We start from the raw sequence: 22238 nt of genomic DNA, 5'->3' as shown, positions 1-22238 counted from the left end.
CCAATCGCGTGAAACGGTCCGGAAACTCGCAATTTCAATGACTTGAAAGGCTATTCACCAAATCCGCGCAGTCATCAGGTCCGGAGAATACCGGCGCTGAGAGACCGCTTCCGGGCCACTTGGCAGCAGGGCCAGTGCTCAGCCTCACCCGCATAACCCTCGAAAACAACGAGAAAATCCGGCCGCAGCCGGATGGGGAGAACGCTTTCGCGGGGGCAAGTGGCGGAGACGAAGGGATTCGAACCCTCGAGACGGTTTCCCGTCTACTCCCTTAGCAGGGGAGCGCCTTCGACCACTCGGCCACGTCTCCACCTGTTCGTCTACCGGGAGGTCTGGCAGGTGGCAAGGGCGGATTGGGCAATTCCTTGGCTCGGGTGGCCTCCGGCCGTGGAGCAGCGTGACGCCCGGTTCCACGCTGCGCGACCGAACGGTGGTCCTCGCGCTTAGACGGTCCGATCGGGCTGCCTTCGGTCCTCGGCACCAGGATTCTGGCTCGGAGACCCGACAGTTCGCCCGCCCGCCAGCGCCCTTGCGGTACCTTCGATCGTCGGGTTTCGCCGCCCGAGGAGGCCGCATCCGGGGAAGGGCGGGGTCGCAGTCGTCGGGCGGCGGCCACGGCGGGCAAGGGTGACGGGGGCAGTCCTGCCCGCCCGGCCGATATCTACGGGGCTAGACCAGCATCCGGCGCGGGTCGGCGAGGTAGCCGGCATGGGCGGCGAGGAACCGCGCGGCGTCCGCCCCGTTGATGACGCGGTGATCGTAACTCAGATCGAGCGGCGCCATGAGGACGGGCCGGAACGCCTCACCGTCCCAGACGGGCACCGTCTCGGTGCGCGTGATGCCGAGGATCGCAAGCTCGGGAGGGTTCACGATGGGCGTGAAGGCGGTGCCGCCGATGCCGCCCAGGTTGGAGATCGTCATGGACGCGCCGCCCATCTCGTCGGGGCGGATCTTGCGGGCCTGCGCGCGGGCGGCGAGGTCTCCGATCTCCGCGGCGATGCGCAAGAGCCCCTTGCGGTCGGCGTCGCGGATCACCGGCACCATGAGCCCGTGGACCGTGTCCACGGCGATGCCCACATGCACGTAATCCTTCAGGATCAGCGTCTCGCCGTCGGCGGACAGCGAGGCGTTGAAGCGCTCGAAGTCGCGCAGGCAGCGCGCCAGCGCCTTGACGTGGAAGGCGAGCGTGGTGAGCCGGACGCCCTCGGCGCGCGCCTCGTCCCTGACCCGGGCGCGGAACGCCTCGACGGCGGTGAGCTCGGCCCGGTCATGATGGGTGACGGCGGGGATGAGCGCCTGCGACGCGGCGAGGTTCTGGGCGGCGACGCGGGCGAAGCGGCTCATGGGCGCCTCGCGCACAGGGCCCCAGGCGGCGTGGTCCACCTCCCAGTAGCTCGTGTCGGCGGCGGGGGCGGCCGCGGCCGGCCCGGCGGCACCCGTCACATCCTCCTGCGCGATCGTCTCGCGGCCGAGATCGCGGGCGAGCGCTGCGAGGTCCACGCCCCGCTCGGCGGCGCGCTTGCGGACGGAGGGGCTGGCGATCACGTCGGCCATCTCACCACTCCGCCGAGATGTACTGGGTTTCCATGAACTCGTGCATCCCCTCATGGCCGCCCTCGCGCCCGAGGCCGGACTGCTTCGTGCCGCCGAAGGGCGCCGCCGGGTCCGAGACGAGACCCCGGTTGAGCCCCACCATGCCGTAATCGAGCCTCTCGGAGACCTGGAGGCCACGCCGGAAATCGCCCGAGAACACGTAGGCCACGAGGCCGTATTCCGTGTCGTTGGCGCGCCGGATCACGTCCTCGGTGTCGGTGAAGGTCTGCATCGCGACGACCGGGCCGAAGATCTCGTCCCTTACGCAGTCGGCCGTCTCGGGGACGTCCGTCAGCACCGTGGGCGGGTAGTAGAAGCCCTTGCCGCCGGGAAGGCGCCCGCCGAGGCGCAGCCGGGCGCCCTTGGCGACGGCGTCCTCCACGAAGGCGTGCACCTTGTCGCGCGTGTCGGCGTTGACGAGGGGGCCCACGTCCACGCCCTCCTCCCGCCCGTCGCCGAGTTTCAGGGCGCCCATCGCCTCGGTCATCTTCCTTGCGAACTCTTCCGCCACCGCCTCGTGGACGTAGAAGCGGTTCGCCGCGGTGCAGGCCTCGCCGAGGTTGCGCATCTTGGCGAGCATCGCGCCCTCGACCGCCTGGTCGAGATCGGCGTCCTCGAAGACGATGAGCGGGGCGTTGCCGCCGAGTTCCATCGCGGGCTTCAGGACCTGGTCCGCCGCACCGTGGAGAAGCTTGCGGCCCACCTGCGTCGAGCCGGTGAAGGAAATCACGCGCACCCGCGGGTCGTGCATCAGGTGATCCACCAGCGCACCGCTCCGGCGCGAGGGCAGCACGTTGACGAGGCCCCTGGGCACGCCCGCCTCCTCCAGAAGCGGCATGAGGGCGAGCATGGTGAGCGGCGTCTCGGAGGCCGGCTTGATGATCACGGGGCAACCCGCCGCCAGGGCGGGGGCGATCTTCCGCGTGCCCATGGCCGCCGGGTAGTTCCAGGGCGTGACCAGCACGGCGATGCCCGCGGGCTTGTGCTGCACCACGATCCGCGCGCCGGTCGAGGGCCCGCGGGGGACGAGCCCGTCGGCGCGCACGGCTTCCTCGGCGAACCAGCGGAAGAACTCGGCGGCATAGGTGGCTTCGCCCATCGCGTCGGCGTGGGCCTTGCCGTTCTCCAGCGTGATGAGGCGGGCGAAATCCGCCAGCCGCGCGGTCATCAGCTCCCACGCCCGGCGCAGCACCTCGGCGCGCTCGCGCGGCTTGGCGGCGGCCCAGTCGGCGAAGGCGGCCTCGGCCGCGTCGAGCGCCGCGTCGGCATCCACCGCCGTGGCCGAGGCGACGGAGGCGAGCACGGTCTCGTCGGCGGGGTTGATCACGTCGAAGCGCGCGGCTTCGGCGCCCGGGCGCCAGTCGCCGCCGATGTAGAGCTCGGTGGGCAGGGTCTCGAAGATCCGGTCGAGCTTGGTCATTGGGGTCTCCCGTGTCAGAGCAGGTGCCGCAGGGGCTCGGAGAGCCGGTCGGCGAGGCCCGCGACGAGGGCGAGCGCGGCCTCTTCCGGCAGCGCGGCGGCGTCGTGGGCCAGATGCAGGGCGAGTGTGTCGCCCCTGCGGGTGACTGTTAGTTGCGGAACGGGCGCGGCGGCGGGTTTCACGGCGGTGAGCGCGGTGCCCGTCAGGTCGCGGAGGATGAGCGCCGGCGAAGCCTCCGACGGCGCGGGCACGGCCGAGAGCGGCGCGAGGTCCGCATCGTCCATCGCCGCGGGCGCGCCGAGCGCCCCCGCTGCGATCGTCAGCGGTCCTTCCGCGCCGAGGGCCGCGCGCATCGCCCCGGCCGCGAAGGCCGCGAGCAGGTGCGGCCCGCCCGGGGGCGTGTCGGTCGCCGTGGCCAGCCAGGCGCGGAAGTCGTCGTAGGCGGCGGCGTCGATCTCGGCCGAGATCACCCCGACCTCGCCGCCCGCAGGCGCCGCTGCGGGCGCGGCGGATTTCGGCAGGGCGCGGAGCGTCTCCAGGTCCGCGACGTGGAAGGGCTGGGGGTATCCCGCCGCCGCGAGACGGGCGAGGTCCAGCCCCTCTTCGGCGGCGAGCCTGCGCGCCTTCGGCGAGGCGAGGATGCGCCCCGCCGGGGCGGCGGCTGTCGCAGGCCCTTTGGGGCGGGGCGCGGCCGGCGCGGGACGCTCGGCGCCCTTGTCCGGCGCCGCGTCCGGCTGCGCCGGGGCGGCCTCTTGCCGCGCAGCGTCGGGCGCGGCGGACATCGCGCGGCGGACCGGGGTCGCCGGCGCCTCCGCCGAGATCACGGCGATGACCTGTCCGACCGGCACGTCGTCGCGCTCCTCGGCGAGGATCGCGGCGAGATAGCCCGCCCGGTCGGCCTCCACCTCCATCGTGGCCTTGTCGGTCTCCACCTCGAGGAGCGCGTCGCCCTCGGCCACCGCCTCGCCCGCGTCCTTCAGCCAGGTCACGACGATCCCGGAATCCTGCGCCATGCCGAGCGCTGGCATGATGACCTGGTGCCCCTCGGGCAGCGCCGCCTCGCCGTCGGGCTTCGGCCCGTCGTCTGTGCGCGCGGCCGGGGCCGGGGCCTCGCCCGCGCCCTTCAGCCAGGTCACGACGATCCCGGCATCCTGCGCCATGCCGGGCGCTGGCAGGATGACCTGGTGCCCCCCGGGCAGCGCCGCCTCGCCGTCGGGCTTCGGCCCGTCCTCTGTGCGCGCGGCCGGGGCAGGGGCCTCGCCCGCGCCATCCGCCGTCTCGGCGATCAGCGCCACGATCTGGCCCACGGGCACGGTCGCGCCCTCCGCCGCGCGCACGTCGGCGAGAAAGCCGTCATGGGCGGCCTCCACCTCCATCGTGGCCTTGTCGGTCTCCACCTCCATCAGCGCGTCGCCGGCCTTCACCTCATCGCCCGGGCTTTTCAGCCAGGCGACGATGACGCCCGAGTCCTGCGCCATGCCGAGCGCCGGCATGATCACTTCATGCGGCATCGGCCAGCTCTCCCCTGACGGCCGCGCCGGCGCGCCGGGCCACCGCGTCGGGCGTGGGCACGGTCAGGTCCTCGAGCGCGGGGCTGAACGGCACGGGCACGTCCATCGCGCCCATCCGCTGGACGGGATAATCGAGATGGTAGAACGCCTTTTCCGAGATGCGGCTGGCGATCTCTCCCGTCACCCCGAAATTCCTGTGGCCCTCGTCGATGACGATCGCGCGGGAGGTCTTCTTCACGCTCTCCACGATGGTCGCCTCGTCGAAGGGCACGAGCGTGCGGGGATCGATCACCTCGGCCGAGATGCCTTCGGCAGCGAGCGCCTCCGCGGCCTGCTGCGCCACCTGCACCATGGAGGAGGTCGCCACCAAGGTGATGTCGCGCCCCTCCCGGAGCACCGCCGCCTCGCCGAAGGGGATGAGATACGCCTCCTCCGGGACGGCCGCCTTGTCCTGGTACATCAGCTTGTCCTCGAAGATGACGACCGGGTTGTCGTCCCGGATGGCCGTCTTCAGGAGACCCTTGGCCTCGTAGGCCGACGAGGGCATCGCCACCTTGAGACCCGGGATATGCGCCACCAGCGCGTGCAGCGACTGCGAGTGCTGGGCGGCGGAGCGCCGCGTGGCGCCGAGATTGGTGCGCAGCACCATCGGCACCTTGAGCTTGCCGCCCGACATGTAATGGGTCTTGGCCGCCTGGTTGCAGAGCTGGTCCATCACCAGGTAGAGGAAATCCCCGAACATCAGGTCCACGATCGGGCGCGAGCCGGTCATCGCCGCCCCCACCGCCATGCCGACGAAGCCGGGCTCGGAGATGGGCGTGTCGATCACCCGTTCGGGGCCGAACTCGTCCACCAGCCCGGCCAGGACCTTGAAGGGGGTGCCGGCCTCGGCCACGTCCTCGCCCATCAGGAAGACGGTCGGGTCGCGGCGCATCTCCTCGGCGATGGCCTCGTTCACGGCCTTGGCAAGCGTGATCTCGCGGGTCATGTCCGCTCTCCGTCGATATAGGGCAGGGCGTGTTCGACGCCGGCGAAGACATGCATGTCCACTTCGCCCGCGTCGGGGTATCTCGCGTCGAGCGCGTAGGCGACGGCGGCCTCGGCCTCGGCCCGGATCTCGTCGTTGATCGCGACGAGCTCTTCCGCGCCGAGGATCCCTTCTGCCTCCAGCCACTTGCCGAAATTGACGATCGGGTCGCGGCGCTCCTTCCACGCGGCCTCCTCGTCCTTCGAGCGGTAGTAGTCGCGGTTGATGTCGCCCACGTGGTGGCCGTGATAGCGGTAGGTGTCGAGCTCGACGAAGAAGGGCCCTTCGCCGCGGCGGGCGCGCTCCACGAGCTTGCGCGCCAGAGCGTTCACGGCGAGCACGTCCTGGCCGTCCACCTTGTGCGCCTCGATCCCGAAGGCCTCCGCCCGCGCGGTGAGCGAGCCCGCCGCGATCTCCTCGGTCTTCGTGTATTCGGAATACCCGTTGTTCTCGCAGGCGTAGATGACCGGCAGCTTCCAGAGCGCGGCCATGTTCATCACCTCGTACCACAGACCCTGCGCCGTGGCCCCGTCGCCGAAGAAGCAGACGGCCACGAAGTCCAGCCCGAGGCGCTTCGCGCTGAGCGCCGCCCCCGTGGCGATCCCCATGGAGCCGCCCACGATCGCGTTCGCGCCCAGGTTCCCGTGGGCCTGGTCGGCGATGTGCATGGAGCCGCCCTTGCCGCGGCAATAGCCCTCCGCGCGGCCCAGAAGCTCGCAGAACATCTCGCGGAACTCGGCGCCCTTGGCCACGCAATGCCCGTGGCCCCGATGGGTGGAGGTGATCCGGTCCTCGTCGGTCAGCGCCTCGCAGATGCCCACGGCGACCGCTTCCTGGCCGGAATACATGTGGGTGAGCCCCGGCATCTTGGCCGAGAGATAAAGCTGGTTGGCGTTGTCCTCGAAGGCGCGGATACGCACCATCTGGCGATACATCCGCAGGTAGTCCTCGGTGTTGGCTTTGGCCTCGGCCATGGGTTTGCCTCCCGCGCGGGCCATGCCGCGCCCCTGTCTTCTTCTTGGCGAAAATACTCTCGGGGGGTGTGGGGGGCGGAACGCCCCCCACGGTCCGAGCCGACGGTCAGTAACGGTTCGCGATCGGCAGTTCCTCGGCGGGAAAGAGCGAGATCACCTCCACCCCGGTCTCGGTGACCACCACCTCCTCCTCGATCCGGGCGGCCGAATAGCCGTCCGCCGCCGGGCAGTAGGTCTCCAGTGCGAACACCATGCCGGTCTGGATCTCCATCGGGTGCTCGAGGCTGACCGCCCGGCTGATGATCGGCCGCTCGTGCAGCGCGAGGCCGAGCCCGTGGCCGAACTGCAGGCCGAAGGCCGCGTCCTCGGAGGGGAAGCCGAACTCCTCGGCCCTGGGCCAGACGGCGGCGACCTTGTCGGTGGTGACGCCCGGCCTGATCATCTCGATCGAGGCGTCGATCCATTCGCGCGCCTTGACGTAGGCGTCGTGCTGGGCGGGGGTGGCGCGGCCGATGTTGAAGGTCCGGTAATAGCAGGTCCGGTAGCCCTGGTAGGACTGCAGGATGTCGAAGAAGGCCTGGTCGCCGGGGCGGAAGTAGCGGTCGGTGAAGTTGTGCGGGTGCGGATTGCAGCGCTCTCCGCTGATCGCGTTGATCGCCTCGACGTCGTCCGACCCCATCTCGTAGAGCATCTTGTTGGACATGGCGACGATGTCGTTCTCGCGGATGCCCGGCTTCAGCTCCTCGTAGATCATGTGGTAGACGCCATCGACCATGGCGGCCGCCTGGGTCAGAAGCTGGATCTCGTCCCAGTTCTTGATCTCGCGCGCGGCGAGCATGATCTGCTGGCCGTCGACGACGTGCAGCCCCTCCTCCTGCAGCGCGTGGAACATCGCCGTCTCGGCGTAGTCCACGCCCACCGGCATGTCCGCCATGCCCGCATCCTTGATGAGCTGGGCGATCTGACGCGCGTATTTCCGCATCAGCCCGAACTCGGGCGGGATGGTGCCGCGCATGCCGACGACGCCGGCGAGGCAATGGTCGGGTTCCAGCCAGTCGGAAAATTTCTGATGGTGCACGGCGGCCGAGCCGAAATCCCACACATAAGGCGACTCGTCGCCCGTCAGCAGGCAGAAGCGGCACATCTTGTCCCGTTCCCATTCGCCGATCTTTGTGGCCGAGACGTAGCGGATGTTGTTCACGTCGAAGAGCAGCAGCGTGCCCGCGTTCGACGCTTCGAGCGCCTGTCGCGTCCGGGCGAGGCGGTAGCGGCGAAGCCGGTCATGGTCGATGCGGCGCTCGAAATCCACCGACATGTGGCCCGGCGCGGGCAGGCGTCCCTCCCAGCGCCAGTTGGGTTCGAGGTCCTGCGGCGTCAGCACGTTGGGTTTTAGGGCGAGGTTCATGGGTGTTCTCCCTGAGGCTGCGTGTCTGCACGCAGTGTCGTCCGGGGGTTTCGGGGTCGGGGGGCGTGCAAGCACGCTCCCCGCGGTGTCACTGGATGCACCAGCCGCCGTCGATGTGGATCATCTGGCCGGTCATGTAGTCGCTGTCACCGCTTGCGAGGAACGCGGCCGTTCCCTTCACGTCGTCGGGGTAGGAGACCCGCTTGATCTGCAGCGCGTCGCGCACGATGTCGTCGTAGGCCTGGCCCTCGCGCTCCTTGAAGCCGATGTCGATCAGGTCCTTGTCGAGCTGCTCCCAGAGCGGCGTCACCACGACGCCCGGCGCGTAGCCGTTCACGGTGATGTTGTGCTCCGAAAGCGCGACCGCGCCGCAATGCGTGAGCGCGAGGCAGCCGTATTTCGAGGTGCAGTAGACGGTGACGTCGACCAGCGGCTTGCGGCTGGCGATGGAGCCCACGTTGATGATCTTGTAGGGATAGTCGCGCTTGCCCTGGGCGATCATCTGGCGCGCGGTCTCCTGCATGCCGAGCCACATCGCCTTGGTGTTGACGTTCATGATCATGTCCCAGTTGTCTTCGTCGATATCCATGAAGAACCGGGGCTTGTTCATGCCCGCGTTGAAGAGGCCCACGTTGATCTCGCCGAAGGCGTCCACCGTGGCGGCCACTGCGGCGGCGTTGTCCTCGCGCCGGGTGACGTCCATCTTCACCGCGACGGCCTGCCCGTTGCCGCGGGCGTTGATCGCCTCGGCCACCTGCTGCGCCTCGTCGATGTCGATATCCCCGATGCAGACGTTCGCGCCCTGCTCGGCGAAGTGCTCGGCATTGGCCGCGCCCATGCCCTTCGCGGCGCCGGTGATCAGGATGTTCTTGCCCTTCAGGCGGTTGGGGTCCATTCCGTTCCTCCCTTGGTCCCGCGTCTCTCAGAACAGCGCGTCGGCCCGGGACTGGGCCGCGCGCAGCGTCTCGCGCGGGGTTTTCAGGCCCCGCAGCATGTCGTGGAATTCCTCGCCGCAGATGCGGATGATGTCGCTGATCGCGGGGATCGGCGGGCGCGGCCAGAACTGAAGCTCGTCGCGCCACGACATCGCCTCCACCGCCTCGAAGATGGTCGAGATGCGGCGGACCTCCGGGTCGGCGCCCACGGAATAGCGCGGGTTCGTGCGGCCGCCGTTGAGCACGAAGAGCTTCTGCGCTTCGGGCGAGGTGAAGACGGTCAGCGCCTCGGCGGCGGCCTCGCGCCGTTCGGGCGAGAGATTGGCCGGGATGCCGAGTGCGTAACCGCCCACCGGGGCGACCGGGCTGCCGCCCGGCCCGGGCGGGTGCGGCAGGTAGCCCGTCTGCCCGCAGGCCGGCGAGGACGGGTCGAGCTCGAAATAGGGCGCGAGCAGCGTGTAGCCGTAGGTCATCGCGATCGAGCCCGCGGCGTAGGGGCGGATACGCTCGTACCAGGACATCGAAAGGATGTCGGGCGGCGAGTAGTCGAGCAACTCGCGCAGGAATTCCGCGGCCGCGAGCCCGGCCTCGGTGTCGATCGTCGGACGATGGTCGCCGCTGGCGAGGTCGGCGCAGTCGTAGCCGCCCGAGATCGGCGCGAGGTCGAGCACCGGCTGGCCGAAATCGGCAAGCGTCATCAGCACCGTGTGGCCGAGCGCGGTGCCGCGCGCGGCGTTCCAGGCGATGCCGTGCACGCCGCGCGCCGGGTCGTGCAGCGCGCGCGCTGCGGCAAGCAGGGACCCTGTCGTCGTCGGCGGCTCCAGCCCCGCCCGCGCGAACATGTCCTTGCGATAGAAGAGAAGCTCGGGCGTCGTCTGCGCCGGCACGCCGTAGGGACGCCCGCCCCAATGCGTGGCCGCCCAGCCGGCGGTGTGGAAGTCGGCCGGATCGAGGCGGGCGACGTCCATCACCTCGTCGAGCGGCAGCAGCACGCCCTTCTCGACGAATTCGCCGATCCAGGGCAGGTCGACCGCCACGATGTCGTAGCGGCTGGCGGCACGCTCCGCGTTCTTGAGCGCCTCGTCGCGCAGCCGGTCGATCGAGAAGGCGCGCTGGTGTATCGAGACGCCGATCGACTGCTCGAACTGGCGCTTGAGATTGTCCATCACCATGAAGGTCGGGTCGCCATGCGCGAGCACCCGCAGCCCCCCGGCCAGGCGCAGCGGCTCGTTGCGCACGCCGAGTGCCGGAAGCGCGTAGGCCACCCGGTAGGAGCCGCCGTAGTAGTAGTCTTCCGTCGCGGGGTCGCGCGCGCCCTGGCCGAGGCGCGCCTCGGTCAGCCGGCGGAGCCGGTCGGAAAGCTGCGTCCAGGCCTCCAGAAGGGTCGGGCTGGGATGAAGCGAGAAGGTCTTGCCGCTCGCCGTGCGCGGGCGCTGCTCGACCAGCCCGGCCGCGACCATGTCGCGCAGACGCCGGTTCGCGGTCGCGTAGGGAACGCTGCTGGCGCCGATCAGCGAGGTCGGCGTGACGGTTCGGCCCTCGAAATGGCTCCGCAGCAGGTAGAGCGCCATGCGCAGATGCGGATCGGTCGAGACCAGGTCGAGCGTGCCTTCGACCTCCTCGCAGAGATCCTCCATGTAGCCGATCAGGCGCAGCGCGTCGCCCTTCACGGCGGGCGGCGCTTTGGAACCTGCATCTAAAGGGCGTATCATGGTCACGGCGGAGGTCGCTCTGGGCGGGGCAGGCGCCTTGGCGCCCGCGATTTTATTCGATCTGAATTTTTTCGGCTGCGTCATCGACGACCTCCACAGCATGTTCATTCCGGATGGAGCTTGATATCACCACCTTATCCGAAATGGACATTATACTATTCAATATGGACATGTTCCGGGCATCGCCGCCGGACGCCCCGACGCAAAGTCAACGTCGTTCGCCGCCTCGAAAGACGGCGATTCCCCCGCCTGGAGGAGCGTGGGGGGCGAAAACGGATTGCAGACGAACCGGGAGGAGAAACCGAATGAAACTGCGCAGCACCCTTGCCGCCACCACCGCCGCGGGCCTCGGCCTTGCCGGCGCCGCGGCCGCTCAGGACTACACGATCGGCATCACGCAGAACAACGTGGGCGTCGACAGCTACCAGACCACCTACGAGAAGGCCTTCATCGCCGCGGCCGAAGCCAACGACGCCGTGCAGGCCGTGGTGCTCGACGCGGGCGGCGACGTGGCCCGCCAGATCGCGCAGATGGAGGACCTGATCCAGCAGGAGGTGGACGCCATCATCATCTGGCCCACGAACGGCGAGGCGGTGATCCCGGCGGTCCGCAAGGCCTTTCAGGCCGATATCCCGGTGATCGTCACCAATTCCAACATCGCCGAGCAGGGCTTCGACTTCGTCGCCTCCTTCTCGGGCCCGGACAACATCACCCAGGGCGCGCGCTCTGCCGAGATCATGTGCGACCGCTTCAAGGAGATGGGCATGGAGGACGAGGCCGAGATCGTGCAGATTTCCGGCCAGCCCGGCTACACCACCGCGATCGAGCGCGCGAAGGGCTTCGAGGATCGCCTGCCCGAGGTCTGCCCGAACGTCACCCTCATAGAGACGCAGCCGGGCGACTGGAACCGCGAGAAGAGCCAGCAGGTGATGGAGGCCTTCCTCGTCAAGTACGACAATATCGACGGGGTCTACGCCGGCGACGACAACATGGGCGTGGGTGCGCTCAACGCCGCGAAGGCCGCGGGCCGCGCCGAGGACATCGTCTTCGTCGGCGCCACGAACTTCGCCGTGGGCTATGACGCGATGGCCGCCGGCGACTACTGGGGGTCGATCTACCAGTCGCCCGTGGACGACGCCGAGGCCGCGCTGCAAACGGCGATCGACGTGCTCGAGGGCGGGGACGTGCCCTTCCTGAACTATTTCGACACGCCGAAGATCACCCAGGAGAACATGGGCGACTTCTCGAAGCCCGTCTTCTGAGCGGGCCTCCCTGGCCGGCTGCGGCGCCTCGGCGCCGCGGCCGCTTCCGAAAAGGCACGGAGACGTCGAGCGGGAGGTCGGCATGGGACGCGTATCGGGGCGGGGCTGCCTGGTGACGGGCGCGGCCCGGGGGATCGGGCGAGCCATTGGCGAGGCGCTTCTGTCGGAGGGCGCGCAGGTCTGCTTCGCCGATCTCGACGGCGATGGCGCGGCGCAAGTCGCCGAGGCGGCGAATGCGCGCCTCAACGGCAATGCCGGCAACGCCATGGCCGTCGGGCTCGACGTGCGCGACCGCGCCTCGGTGCGGAACGCGATTTCCAAGGTGGCGGAGCGCTACGGGCGGCTCGACGTGACGTTCAACAATGCGGGCGTGAACAAGCCCATGAACTTCATGGACGTGACCGAGGAGAACTGGAACTTCGTCATGGGCGTGAACGGTCTCGGCTGCCTGATCGGCATGCAGGAGGCCGCGCGCCAGATGATCGCGCAGGGCCGGGGGGCGGACGGGATCGCGGGCAAGATCGTCAACACCGCCTCGATCGCCAGCCGCCAGGGCTTCGACAACGTGGCGCCTTACTGCGCGTCCAAGTGGGCGGTGGTCTCGCTCACGCAATCGGGGGCGCGGGACCTTGCGCGCCATGGTATCACCGTGACGGGTTTCGCGCCCGGCGTGGTGGCCACGGAGATGTGGGACCAGGTGGACCACGACCTGATGGAGATCGGCGCCGCCGAGCGGCCCGGCCAGGCGATGGAGGAGTTCGCCGCCGACATCCTGAAGGGACGCGTGGCGACGCCCGCTGACATCACCGGCACGACGACGTTCCTGGCGTCCAGGGACAGCGACTACATGACGGGGCAGATCGTGATGATCGACGGGGGCATGACCCTCGTCTGACGGACCTGCCCGCCATTCGCCCCGCCGGGGCACGGGAGGAGTTGAGCCATGAGCGAGGCCATGCAGAGCCGGCCCGCCGCCAGGGCGGGCGGCCTGACGGGGGCGAGGGTGGGGACGTTCCTCGCCCGCCAGGGGATCCTGATCGCCTTCGTCCTTTTCATGATCGGGTTCACCATCGCCAACGACCGGTTCCTTCAGCCCGACAACATCCTGGGCGTGATCCGGTCCTCGGCCATTCTCGGGGTCATGGCGCTCGGTGTGACCTTCGTGGTGATCAGCGGCAATCTGGACCTTTCGGTGGGCTCGCTCATGAGCTTCTCGACGATCGTGGTCCTCGACCTGCACGACCAGATCGGGCCGGCGCTGGCGATCCCGGCGATGTTCGCCATGACGCTGGCGATCGGGGCGGTCATCGGCTTTCTCGTGGGGTATCTGCGGCTCAACTCACTGATCGTGACGCTGGGCATGCTTTCGGCGATCCACGGCCTGACGCTGACCTGGTCCGGCGGCCAGAACATGGACATCGCCGACAAGGGAGAGACCTGGTTCGCCGTGTTCGGACAGGGCGAGGCGATGGGCATCCCCGTGCCGATCCTCATCTTCGCGCTTCTGGCCGCCCTTCTGGGGATCGTGCTGGCCAAGACGCCCTTCGGGCGCAAGGTCTATGCAGTCGGCGGCAACGGCACCGCCGCCACCTTCTCTGGCATCCGGCGGGCGCGGGTCGTCTTCTCCTGCTACCTCGTCTCGGCCTTCTGCGTGGCCACGGCCGGGCTCATCCAGGCCAGCCGCTCGATGGGCTCGCAGAACACGGTGGGGCAGGGAATGGAGCTCGAGGTGCTCGCGGCCGTCATCCTGGGCGGCGCCTCGCTGATGGGCGGCTCGGGCACGATCTTCAAGACGGTGATCGGCGTGCTGATCCTGGGCTTCATCCAGAACGGGCTGCTGCTGATCGGGCTCGAATTCTACGTCCAGTACGTCGTGACGTGGATCATCATCATCCTGGCGGTCTGGCTGGACGTCGCGGCAAAGCGCGGCCGGCTGCTCTCGCCCGTCGCGTGAAGGAGGGGATCATGGCACCGGGACAACTGAGCGCCTTCCTGAAGCGCGGCGCGATCTGGGGCTTCATCGTCCTCGAACTGATCTTCTTCTCGGTCGCGGGGGAATTCCTGTCGATCTCCGACAAGGCGTTCGTCAACTGGGACAACATGCTGCTTCTGCTCAAGCAGTCGGCGCCGCTGGGCATCATCGCCATGGGCATGACGCTGGTCATGGTGAACGGCAATATCGACCTGAGCGTCGGCGCGATCTTCGCGCTGGCTGCCGTGATCCTGCTGGACAGCATGACCTGGCCGTTCATGGCCGCGATGGGCGACTGGGCCATCCCCTTCGCATGGATGTTCGCGCTGCTCACCGGCGTGGCGCTCGGCGCGATCAACGGCTTCATCGTGTGGAAGACGGGCGTGGACGCCTTCATCGTGACGCTCGGCGCGATGCTCGGCTTCCGCGGGCTCGTCTTCATGTACAACGGCGAGCAGCCGACCTCGCATCTCAACTGGACGCTCGTGGACTTCGCAGAGGCGCAGTTCCTGGGTCTCCACACGGCGACCTGGTTCCTGCTCATGGTGACGGCCGCGATGTGGTACCTGATGAACCGCACCGTCCACGGGCGCAACGCCTACGCCATCGGCGACAACCGCGAGGCGGCCGTGAACGCGGGCATCCGCGTGGGCCCCCACATGATGATCAACTTCATGATCATCGGCTTCCTCGCCGCGCTGTCGGCGGTGGTCTTCTACTCCGAGTCGGGGTCGGTGAACCCCAATGACGGCACGCTCTACGAGCTCTGGGTCATCACCGCCGTCGTCCTGGGCGGGACCAAGCTGACGGGCGGCTCGGGCTCCATCATCTCGACGCTCGGCGGCGTGCTGGCGATCCAGATCCTGCGCCGCGGGCTCAACCATATCGGCGCGGACACCGAGACGGTGAACCTCGTGATCGGCCTCATCCTGATCGCGGTGCTCTTCCTCGACCGTCAGCTCAACGTGAGGGGCAAGGAGGCCCTGCGGATATGACCGACAAGACACCGGCGCTCCGGCTCGAGAACATCGTGAAGACCTTCCCGGGCGTGCGCGCGCTCGACGGGGTGTCGTTCGAGGTCATCCCGGGCGAGGTCCATGCGCTCATGGGCGAGAACGGGGCCGGCAAGAGCACCCTGATGAAGGTCCTGGGCGGCATCCACCAGCCGAACGAGGGCCGCATCCTCGTGGGCGAGGCGCCCGTGGTGATGGCGAACCCGCTGGAGGCGAAGGCCAAGGGCATCGTCTTCATCCACCAGGAACTGAGCCTCGCCGAGGAACTGACCGTGGCCGAGAACATCTATCTGGGCGAGCTTCCGCGGAAATCCTTCGGCCGCGTGGACTGGAAGACGCTCTACGCCCGCACGGACGAGATCCTCGCCCAGCTCAAGGTGGGCTTCGACGCGCGGACGGTGGTCGGCACGCTCTCCATCGCGAACCAGCAGATGGTGGAGATCGCCCGCGCCCTGACGGTGGACGCCAAGGCGGTGATCTTCGACGAGCCGACCGCCTCGCTGACCGACGCCGAGAAGGTGGTGCTCTTCGAGGTGATCGAGGACCTCAAGCGCCAGGGCGTGGGGATCATCTACATCTCCCACCGCATGGAGGAGATCTTCAGGATCACCGACCGGATCAGCGTGCTGCGCGACGGGCAGTATCGCGGCACGCTCGTGACGGCGGAGACGAACGAGGACGAGGTGACGCAGCTGATGATCGGCCGCGCGCTCGACCTGTCGCGCAACGAAAACCATGCCGAGCCGGGCGACGTGGCGCTGGAGGTCAGGGGCCTTTCCTGCGGGGATCTCTACCGCGACGTGAGCTTCGAGATCCGCCGCGGCGAGGTGGTGGGGTTCTACGGGCTCGTCGGCGCCGGCCGCACCGAGATCGCCGAGACGCTTTTCGGCCTGCGCGCCCCCTCCGCCGGGCAGATCCTTCTGGAGGGAGAGGAGGTCCGGCTGCATTCGCCCGCCGACGCCATCGCGCGGGGCATCAGCCTCGTGCCCGAGGACCGCAAGGGGCAGGGGCTGGTGCTCGGCATGAACTGCCGGGACAACATGACCTTGCCGCAGGTGAACGACCTGAAGGCCGGACCCTTCGTGGCCGAAGGCGCGGAGGTCGCGATCTTCGATCAGTACCGCGACCGGCTCGACATCCGCACGCCGGGCTGGCGCCAGCTCGTCGGCAACCTGTCGGGCGGCAACCAGCAGAAGATCGTGATCGGCAAGTGGCTGTCGATGCATCCGACGCTTCTCATCGTGGACGAGCCGACGCGGGGGATCGACGTGGGCTCCAAGTCGGAGATCCACAAGCTCATCCGCGATCTTGCGGGGCAGGGCTACGCGGTGATGGTGATCTCCTCGGAGATGCCGGAGGTGCTCCATGTCTCGGACCGGATCGTGGCGAGGTATCACGGCGAGCTGATCCGGACCTTCACCTCGGACGAGGTGACGGAGGACAACCTGATCCAGGCGATCTCCGGCATCCGCCCGGACGACAGGGCGGCGTGAGCGGCGGGCGGGCGACCCCGGCCTGCGGCACGGCCGGGCGGCAGACGAGGCCGGACTCCCGCGGTGACTGAAAGTCGGACGCGCGCGGTGGACGGCGACGGAGAGACGTCCGCACCGGCTCCTCGACCAAGACGCATCGGCAAGCCCGCGCCGCTGGCCCCGGGCGACGAACCGCGCTATCCGGCGACGGGACCATCCGCTCGGACCAACTGGACGCGACTCCCCGCAGCCTAGGGCGGCGCGAACTGCTTGCGCTTCGCCAGTTCTGGGGCAGGCTGCTAGACTGGGTCGCCGTGGGCGCGTCGGACCGCGGATGCGTGGCCCGACGGGAAGAAGCAAAGGACATGCCGATCATGGAAGACTGGGTGCGGCCAACCTTGATTCTCGGCGAGGGCGCCGTGCTGCTGTTGCTGAACGTGCTGGAGTTCCGATCCAAGCGGCGCGCGGACCGGGCCGAAACGGCGCGCTTCGCGGACGACGACAGCCCGACGATGTGGTTCGCGCGAAAGCGTCATGCCACGTTGCAGAACATCGAGCAGGTGCTGCACATCATCAACACGGTGCTGATCGCCATCCTGATCGCGATCCTCACCGCGTGAGGAACGGCGCGCTCCGGGAAAGGAACACGCACTGGGTGGACGGACATGAACATCCTCGTCTTCGGAGCAACGGGCGGATCGGGCCGGGCCGTCGTGGCGCGCGCCCTCGACGCGGGGCACGAGGTGACGGCCTTCGTGCGCGATCCCTCGCGCATGGAGGCCGCACCGCGCCTGACCGTCGTCGCGGGCGACGCGACATGCGCGGACGACGTGGCGCGCGCGCTGCCGGGGCACGATGCGATCGTGATCAGCCTGGGGGACCGGCCGAAACCGTTCGACTGGTTGCCCGGACGGCGCCGCGCCGCCTCGAGCCGCGTCTGCGAAATCGGCACGCGGAACATCCTGGCCGCGATGCCGTCGGACGCGCCGCCCCGTATCGTCGTGGTGAGCGCCTTCGGCGTCGGCGACACGCGCGAGACCGCGCCCTGGTATCATCGCCTCTACCTGCGCCTCTTCATGGAGGATCTCATGGCCGACAAGGAGCGGCAGGAAACCTTGCTGAAGAAGGCCGATCCCGACTTCCTGATCGTGCAGCCGGTCGCGCTGACCGACGCGGCGGCGAGCGGCCGATGGACGGCCAGCACGGAGGGCGCCATCGGCAGGCAGCAGGTCTCGCGCGGCGACCTCGCGGCGTTCATCGTGGACGAGTTGACCGAAGGCCGGCACCGGCGGGAAACCGTGGCGTTTTCCGGGTGACCGGTCGCCGGCGCGCTTCGAGCGCATGGGCGACGGTCCGGTCCGGCAATGGCGCGCGCCGCCCGCGGGACGGGCCGGGCTGCGGTGACCTGCGCCCGATCCCCGCGCCGCCGCGGCGTCAGTCGCCGGGCCCGATCCCGAAATAGAGCAGGTATTTGTCGATCGCCTTGGCGATCGCGTCCTCGGGGTCCTCGGGGCCGTTCATCCCGTAGATGTGCGTCCTGATCCCGATATAGACGATGCCGCCATGCAGGTTCCAGATATCCTCCATGCTCGGCCGCGCGCCGCCGCGCGCCAGCGCCTCGGTCTCGTCGAGGACCGGGCGGAGAATCACCTCGCCCAGATGCTCGAGATAGCGGTGGTTGAGCGCCGCCCCGGCCAGACCGGAGAACATGAAAATCCGCATCCAGTCGCGCTCGAAGATGAGGGCGCTGTATTCCGTGTAGAACGCGAGCAGCCGCTGCCGCAGCGGCACGGAGCGATCCGTGAGGCGGTCCGGCCAGTCCGGCGACAGCCGGTCGAGGTAGACCTTTTCATAGACCGCTTCGAGGAGGTCGTGCTTCGTCGGGAAGTAGTTGAAAAGTAGAGATTGCGTCACCCCGAGCCGCTTGGCGAGCTGGCGTGTGTTTCCCTCGAGGCCGACCTCGGCGAAGAAGCGCACGGCCTCGGCCACGATCTGCTTGCGACGCTCCTCGGGGGGCATGCGCCGACGCGCCGCGCCTTCGATGGAATGTATGTTTTCGCTGTCCAACCCGGCACCCATGATCCTGCCAGCTTGCCCCTTTAAACACTTTTTCCTTGAAACGCGCATCTTTTTAAAGATCATGCGATCAACAAGGGTGAGCATCCGATCAATAACGCCGGCGACCGGCGCGGGACGCGGATGGGGAGGATTACCGGATGAAGGCATCGGCGGGCGGATATGCCCGGGCCAGGGACGTGCCGCACGCGCTCGACCTGCTGGCGGCGTCGGACGGCGCGGGGCGGATCCTGGCGGGCGGGCAGAGCCTGATCGCGGCGATGAACATGCGCCTGTCGGAAGGCGACATGCTGATCGACATCTCCCGCATCGCCGGTCTGCAGGGCGTCACCGAAGAGGCGGACACGCTGCGCATCGGTGCGCTGACCCGCCACGCGGCGGTCGGGGCCGATCCGCTGATTTCGGCGCACGCGCCGCTGCTGGCGGAGGCGGTGGGCTACATCGCCCATGCCGCCATCCGCAACCGCGGCACGATCGGGGGCGCGCTGGCGCATGCCGATCCGGCCGCGGAGTTTCCCGCCTGTGCCGTCGCGCTGGGCGCGACGATCCATGTCGAGGGAAAGGGCGGCGCGCGGGAGATCCCGGCCGAGGCGTTCTTCGAGGACGTCTTCACCACGGCGCTCGCCGAGGACGAGATCCTGACGGCGATCTCCGTGCCGAAGGCGGAGCCGGGTGAGGTGCAGCTTCTCGAAGAGGTCGCGCGGCGGTCGGGCGACTACGCGCTGACGGGGCTGTGCCTGGTCAGGCGGGCGGAGGGGCACCGCGTGACGGTGTTCTCGGCCGGGCCGACGCCGCTTCTGGCGCGGGACGCCATGGCCGCGCTTGACGGGGGCGACCTCGACGGCGCGGTGGCGGCGCTCGTCGAGGCGCTCGACCCGCCCTCGGACACGCAGGCGAGCGCGTCCTATCGCAGACATCTTGCAGGGGTTCTGCTGCGCAGGGCCTTGGCACGGATCGAGGAACAGAAGGCATGACGGCGGCATTCTCGAACAAGGTCGACATCGAACTCACGGTGAACGGAGAGCCGGTCGAGGCGCGCGTTCCGGCGGGCCAGCACCTGGTGGATTTCCTGCGGCTCGACCTCGGGCTGAACGGGGCGCATGCCTCCTGCGAGCACGGCGTCTGCGGCGCGTGCACCCTTCGCGTCGACGGAGAGGCCGTGCGCGGCTGCCTGATGCTCGCCGCGCAGGCCGACGGCGCCGAGGTCTGGACGGTGGAGGGGCTGACCGATCAGGGAACGAGCGCGGATCTGCAGCAGGCCTTCGTGGCGCGAAACGCGTTGCAGTGCGGCTTCTGCACGCCGGGCATGATCGTCGCGGCCGAGGACCTGCTGGCACGAGGCGATGTGCCCACACGGGCGGCGATCCGCGAGCACCTGTCGGGGAACTACTGCCGCTGCACCGGCTACGAGGCGATCATCGACGCGGTCGAAAGCGTGGCGCGGGCGCGCGCTGGAAAGGATGCCGCATGACCATCCAGTTCGGAAACCCCGATCGGCCCAATTCCTATATCGGCAAGACCGTTCCGCGCCCCAACGCGGAAAAGCTCGTGCAGGGGCGCGGGCGGTATGTCGACGACATCGTGCTGCCGCGGATGGTGCATGTGGCCTTCGTCCGATCGCCGGTGGCCCATGCCCGGATCAGCGGCCTGGACGCCGAGGCGGCGAAAGCGGTGAAGGGCGTTCTGCGGGTCTTCACCGGGGCCGACCTTGCCGATGTCTGCACGCCCTGGGTCGCGGTGCTCGCGCATCTCAAGGGCCTGAAATCGCCGCCGCAGCACGCCATGGCCGTGGACCGGGCCTGCTGGGTGGGCGAGCCGGTGGCGGCCGTCGTCGGCACCACGCGCGCCGCGGCCGAGGAAGGCGCGGCGCTCGTCGATGTGGACTACGATCCGCTTCCGGTCGTCACCGACACGATGACCGCGCTGGATGACGACACGCCGGTGATCCATCCCGACCTCGGCGACAATCTTGCCTTCCGGCGGCTGCACGAGGAAGGCGACGTCGACGCGGCCATGGAAGCGGCGCACAAGGTGGTGTCGGCCCGCTTCCGCACCGCGCGCCATACCGGGGTGACCCTGGAGCCGCGCTCGATCCTCGTCGACTGGAACCCGGCCGAGGAGCAGCTGACGGCCTATCACGCGACGCAGGCCCCGCACATGATGCAGACGGTGTTCGCGGAGCATCTGGGAATCCCCGAGGGTCGCGTCCGGGTGGTCTGCGGAGACGTGGGCGGATCCTACGGGATCAAGGTCCATGTCTATCCCGACGAGATGGCCACCGCCGCCATCGCGAAGGTCCTGGCGCGTCCGGTCAAGTTCATCGCCGACCGGCTGGAAAGTTTCACCACCGACATCCATGCCCGCGATCACGAGATCGAGGCACGGATCGCCGTGGACGCGGAGGGCAAGATCCTCGCCATCGACGTCGACGACTGGACCGGGATCGGGCCCTACTCGGTCTATCCGCGCACCTCGGCCATCGAGGGCAACCAGGTCGTGAACCTGTGCGGGGGCCCCTACGACTTCGCCAATTACAGGGCGCGGACCACGGTCGTGTTCCAGAACAAGACGCCGACCTGCCAGTACCGGGCCGTCGGCCACCCGATCGCCGTGGCGATCACCGAAGGGCTGGTGGACATGGCCGCCGCCGCCATCGGGATGGATCCGGTCGAGATCCGCCGCCGGAACATGTACGCGGACGACGCCTATCCCGTCACGTCGCCCGCGAAGATGAAGTTCGAGGGGCTGTCGCATCACGCCTCGATGGACCGGCTGATGGAGCTGATGGACTACGACGCGCTGCGCGCCGATCAGGAAGCGGCACGCAAGCAGGGCAAGCATCGCGGCATCGGCATCGCGTCCTTCATCGAGCTGACGAACCCCTCTCCGTTCATGTACGGGATCGGCGGCGCGCGCATCTCCGCGCAGGACGGCTGCACCGTCCGCATGGATCCCGACGGCTCGGTCGTGGCGCTGTCGGGCGTGACGGAACAGGGCCAGGGCACGGAGGCGATGCTGTCGCAGATCGTCGCCGAAAGCGTGGGCGTCACGCCCGACAAGGTCCGGATCATCACGGGCGACACCCAGGTCACGCCCTATGGCGGCGGCACCTGGGCGTCGCGCGGGGCGGGGATCGGCGGCGAAGCCGCGCTTCAGGCGGGCCGTGCGTTGCGCGGCTCGATCCTCGAGGTGGCGGCGGCGATGCTCCAGTCCGACGCGGGCAGGCTCGACATCCGCGACGGCCATGTGGTCGACGCCGCTACCGGCGAGGCGCGGATGCCGCTCGAGGAGCTGGGCCGCATCGTCTACTTCCGTGGCGACACGCTGCCCAAGGGCCTGCCGCGCGAACTGGTCCAGACCCGGCACTTCATCACCATGGACTATCCCTTCGCCTTCACCAACGGCGTCCAGGCCTCCTATCTGGAGGTGGACACGGATACCGGTGTCGTGACATTGCTGAAGCACTGGTGCGTGGAGGATTGCGGCCGGATCATCAATCCGCAGCTCGTCGACGAGCAGATCCGGGGCGGCATCGTGCAGGGCCTCGGGGGCGCGCTTTTCGAGGAAATCCACTACGACGAGGACGGGCAGCTGCTGAGCGGCTCGATGGCCGACTACCTCGTGCCCATGGCCGCCGAGATGCCCGACATGATCGTCGGTCACGTGGAGACGCCCACCGCGGAAAGCGGGCTTGGGGCGAAGGGGGCCGGAGAGGCCGGCACTGCCGGGGCCCCTGCCGCGGTGATGAACGCGATCAACGACGCCTTGCGCCCGCTTGGCGCCGAGGTCACCGAAATGCCCTTCACGCCGGAACGCATCCTGCGCGCGCTGGGCAAGATCAACGACTGAAACAGGGGCGCGGGAGG

General features: G+C 68.9%; 20 protein-coding genes and 1 tRNA gene. 11 read left to right on the top strand and 10 right to left on the bottom strand.

Annotated elements, in window-relative coordinates:
- Positions 1 to 220: 220 nt before the first annotated feature.
- The 9 genes from AB6A65_RS02620 to AB6A65_RS02580 form a co-directional block, all read right to left on the bottom strand.
- Positions 221 to 310, bottom strand: a tRNA-Ser gene (locus tag AB6A65_RS02620).
- Between the two features lie 359 nt (positions 311 to 669).
- On the bottom strand, positions 670 to 1554 hold the full coding sequence (locus AB6A65_RS02615) for a 2-oxo acid dehydrogenase subunit E2 (RefSeq protein WP_371036789.1): 885 nt from the start codon (positions 1552 to 1554) through the stop codon (positions 670 to 672).
- Position 1555: 1 nt separating this feature from the next.
- The gene (locus tag AB6A65_RS02610; RefSeq protein ID WP_371036788.1) at positions 1556 to 3013 is read right to left on the bottom strand and encodes an NAD-dependent succinate-semialdehyde dehydrogenase; all 1458 of its coding nucleotides are present in this window, start codon (positions 3011 to 3013) and stop codon (positions 1556 to 1558) included.
- Positions 3014 to 3027: 14 nt separating this feature from the next.
- Positions 3028 to 4524 carry a biotin/lipoyl-containing protein gene (locus tag AB6A65_RS02605; RefSeq protein WP_371036787.1) on the bottom strand — a complete coding sequence of 499 codons (1497 nt, stop codon included), beginning with the start codon at positions 4522 to 4524 and terminating at the stop codon, positions 3028 to 3030.
- Positions 4514 to 5512 carry an alpha-ketoacid dehydrogenase subunit beta gene (locus tag AB6A65_RS02600; protein WP_371036786.1) on the bottom strand — a complete coding sequence of 333 codons (999 nt, stop codon included), beginning with the start codon at positions 5510 to 5512 and terminating at the stop codon, positions 4514 to 4516. The genes AB6A65_RS02605 and AB6A65_RS02600 overlap by 11 nt, the downstream gene beginning before the upstream one ends.
- A complete protein-coding gene (locus AB6A65_RS02595; protein WP_371036785.1) occupies positions 5509 to 6525 on the bottom strand; it encodes a thiamine pyrophosphate-dependent dehydrogenase E1 component subunit alpha in 1017 nt (338 codons plus the stop codon). Before AB6A65_RS02595 ends, AB6A65_RS02600 begins: the two co-directional genes overlap by 4 nt.
- A gap of 106 nt (positions 6526 to 6631) precedes the next feature.
- On the bottom strand, positions 6632 to 7930 hold the full coding sequence (locus AB6A65_RS02590) for a M24 family metallopeptidase (protein WP_371036784.1): 1299 nt from the start codon (positions 7928 to 7930) through the stop codon (positions 6632 to 6634).
- A gap of 88 nt (positions 7931 to 8018) precedes the next feature.
- On the bottom strand, positions 8019 to 8825 hold the full coding sequence (locus tag AB6A65_RS02585) for an SDR family NAD(P)-dependent oxidoreductase (RefSeq protein WP_371036783.1): 807 nt from the start codon (positions 8823 to 8825) through the stop codon (positions 8019 to 8021).
- A gap of 27 nt (positions 8826 to 8852) precedes the next feature.
- Positions 8853 to 10502, bottom strand: a complete 1650-nt coding sequence (locus AB6A65_RS02580) for an ABC transporter substrate-binding protein (RefSeq protein ID WP_371036815.1) — start codon at positions 10500 to 10502, stop codon at positions 8853 to 8855.
- A 73-nt stretch (positions 10503 to 10575) separates the two neighbouring features.
- On the opposite strand from AB6A65_RS02580, the gene AB6A65_RS02575 reads away from it, so the two are divergent.
- The 8 genes from AB6A65_RS02575 (at position 10576) to AB6A65_RS02540 (ending at position 17612) form a co-directional block, all read left to right on the top strand.
- Positions 10576 to 10701: a hypothetical protein gene (locus tag AB6A65_RS02575; RefSeq protein WP_371036782.1), complete on the top strand. Its 126-nt coding sequence runs from the start codon at positions 10576 to 10578 to the stop codon at positions 10699 to 10701.
- Between the two features lie 181 nt (positions 10702 to 10882).
- Positions 10883 to 11839 carry a sugar ABC transporter substrate-binding protein gene (locus AB6A65_RS02570; RefSeq protein ID WP_371036781.1) on the top strand — a complete coding sequence of 319 codons (957 nt, stop codon included), beginning with the start codon at positions 10883 to 10885 and terminating at the stop codon, positions 11837 to 11839.
- A gap of 82 nt (positions 11840 to 11921) precedes the next feature.
- Entirely contained in the window at positions 11922 to 12734 is an 813-nt protein-coding gene (locus AB6A65_RS02565) for an SDR family oxidoreductase (protein WP_371036780.1), read from the top strand.
- Between the two features lie 60 nt (positions 12735 to 12794).
- Positions 12795 to 13793, top strand: a complete 999-nt coding sequence (locus AB6A65_RS02560) for an ABC transporter permease (protein WP_371036814.1) — start codon at positions 12795 to 12797, stop codon at positions 13791 to 13793.
- 11 nt (positions 13794 to 13804) lie between these two features.
- Positions 13805 to 14806, top strand: a complete 1002-nt coding sequence (locus tag AB6A65_RS02555) for an ABC transporter permease (protein WP_371036779.1) — start codon at positions 13805 to 13807, stop codon at positions 14804 to 14806.
- Positions 14803 to 16317 carry a sugar ABC transporter ATP-binding protein gene (locus tag AB6A65_RS02550; RefSeq protein WP_371036778.1) on the top strand — a complete coding sequence of 505 codons (1515 nt, stop codon included), beginning with the start codon at positions 14803 to 14805 and terminating at the stop codon, positions 16315 to 16317. Before AB6A65_RS02555 ends, AB6A65_RS02550 begins: the two co-directional genes overlap by 4 nt.
- A gap of 344 nt (positions 16318 to 16661) precedes the next feature.
- A complete protein-coding gene (locus tag AB6A65_RS02545; RefSeq protein WP_371036777.1) occupies positions 16662 to 16916 on the top strand; it encodes a hypothetical protein in 255 nt (84 codons plus the stop codon).
- A 45-nt stretch (positions 16917 to 16961) separates the two neighbouring features.
- The gene (locus tag AB6A65_RS02540) at positions 16962 to 17612 is read left to right on the top strand and encodes an NAD(P)-dependent oxidoreductase (RefSeq protein WP_371036776.1); all 651 of its coding nucleotides are present in this window, start codon (positions 16962 to 16964) and stop codon (positions 17610 to 17612) included.
- A gap of 118 nt (positions 17613 to 17730) precedes the next feature.
- Here AB6A65_RS02540 and AB6A65_RS02535 read toward each other — a convergent pair whose 3' ends face one another.
- Entirely contained in the window at positions 17731 to 18315 is a 585-nt protein-coding gene (locus AB6A65_RS02535; RefSeq protein ID WP_371036775.1) for a TetR/AcrR family transcriptional regulator, read from the bottom strand.
- Positions 18316 to 18512: 197 nt separating this feature from the next.
- Here AB6A65_RS02535 and AB6A65_RS02530 point away from each other — a divergent pair, with 197 nt between their 5' ends.
- From AB6A65_RS02530 to AB6A65_RS02520, 3 genes are read left to right on the top strand one after another with little or no spacing between them, the layout of a single operon-like run.
- The gene (locus AB6A65_RS02530) at positions 18513 to 19346 is read left to right on the top strand and encodes a xanthine dehydrogenase family protein subunit M (RefSeq protein WP_371036774.1); all 834 of its coding nucleotides are present in this window, start codon (positions 18513 to 18515) and stop codon (positions 19344 to 19346) included.
- Complete coding sequence (locus AB6A65_RS02525) at positions 19343 to 19843, top strand: (2Fe-2S)-binding protein (RefSeq protein ID WP_371036773.1); 501 nt, start codon at positions 19343 to 19345, stop codon at positions 19841 to 19843. The genes AB6A65_RS02530 and AB6A65_RS02525 overlap by 4 nt, the downstream gene beginning before the upstream one ends.
- Positions 19840 to 22221 (top strand): xanthine dehydrogenase family protein molybdopterin-binding subunit, encoded by a 2382-nt coding sequence (locus AB6A65_RS02520; RefSeq protein WP_371036772.1) that lies wholly within the window; start codon positions 19840 to 19842, stop codon positions 22219 to 22221. The genes AB6A65_RS02525 and AB6A65_RS02520 overlap by 4 nt, the downstream gene beginning before the upstream one ends.
- The last annotated feature ends 17 nt before the right edge of the window (positions 22222 to 22238 follow it).

Source organism: Rhodosalinus sp. FB01 (assembly GCF_041365715.1).
In the GTDB taxonomy this organism is placed as follows: domain Bacteria; phylum Pseudomonadota; class Alphaproteobacteria; order Rhodobacterales; family Rhodobacteraceae; genus Rhodosalinus.
This window is presented reverse-complemented; position numbering and strand designations above follow the sequence as displayed.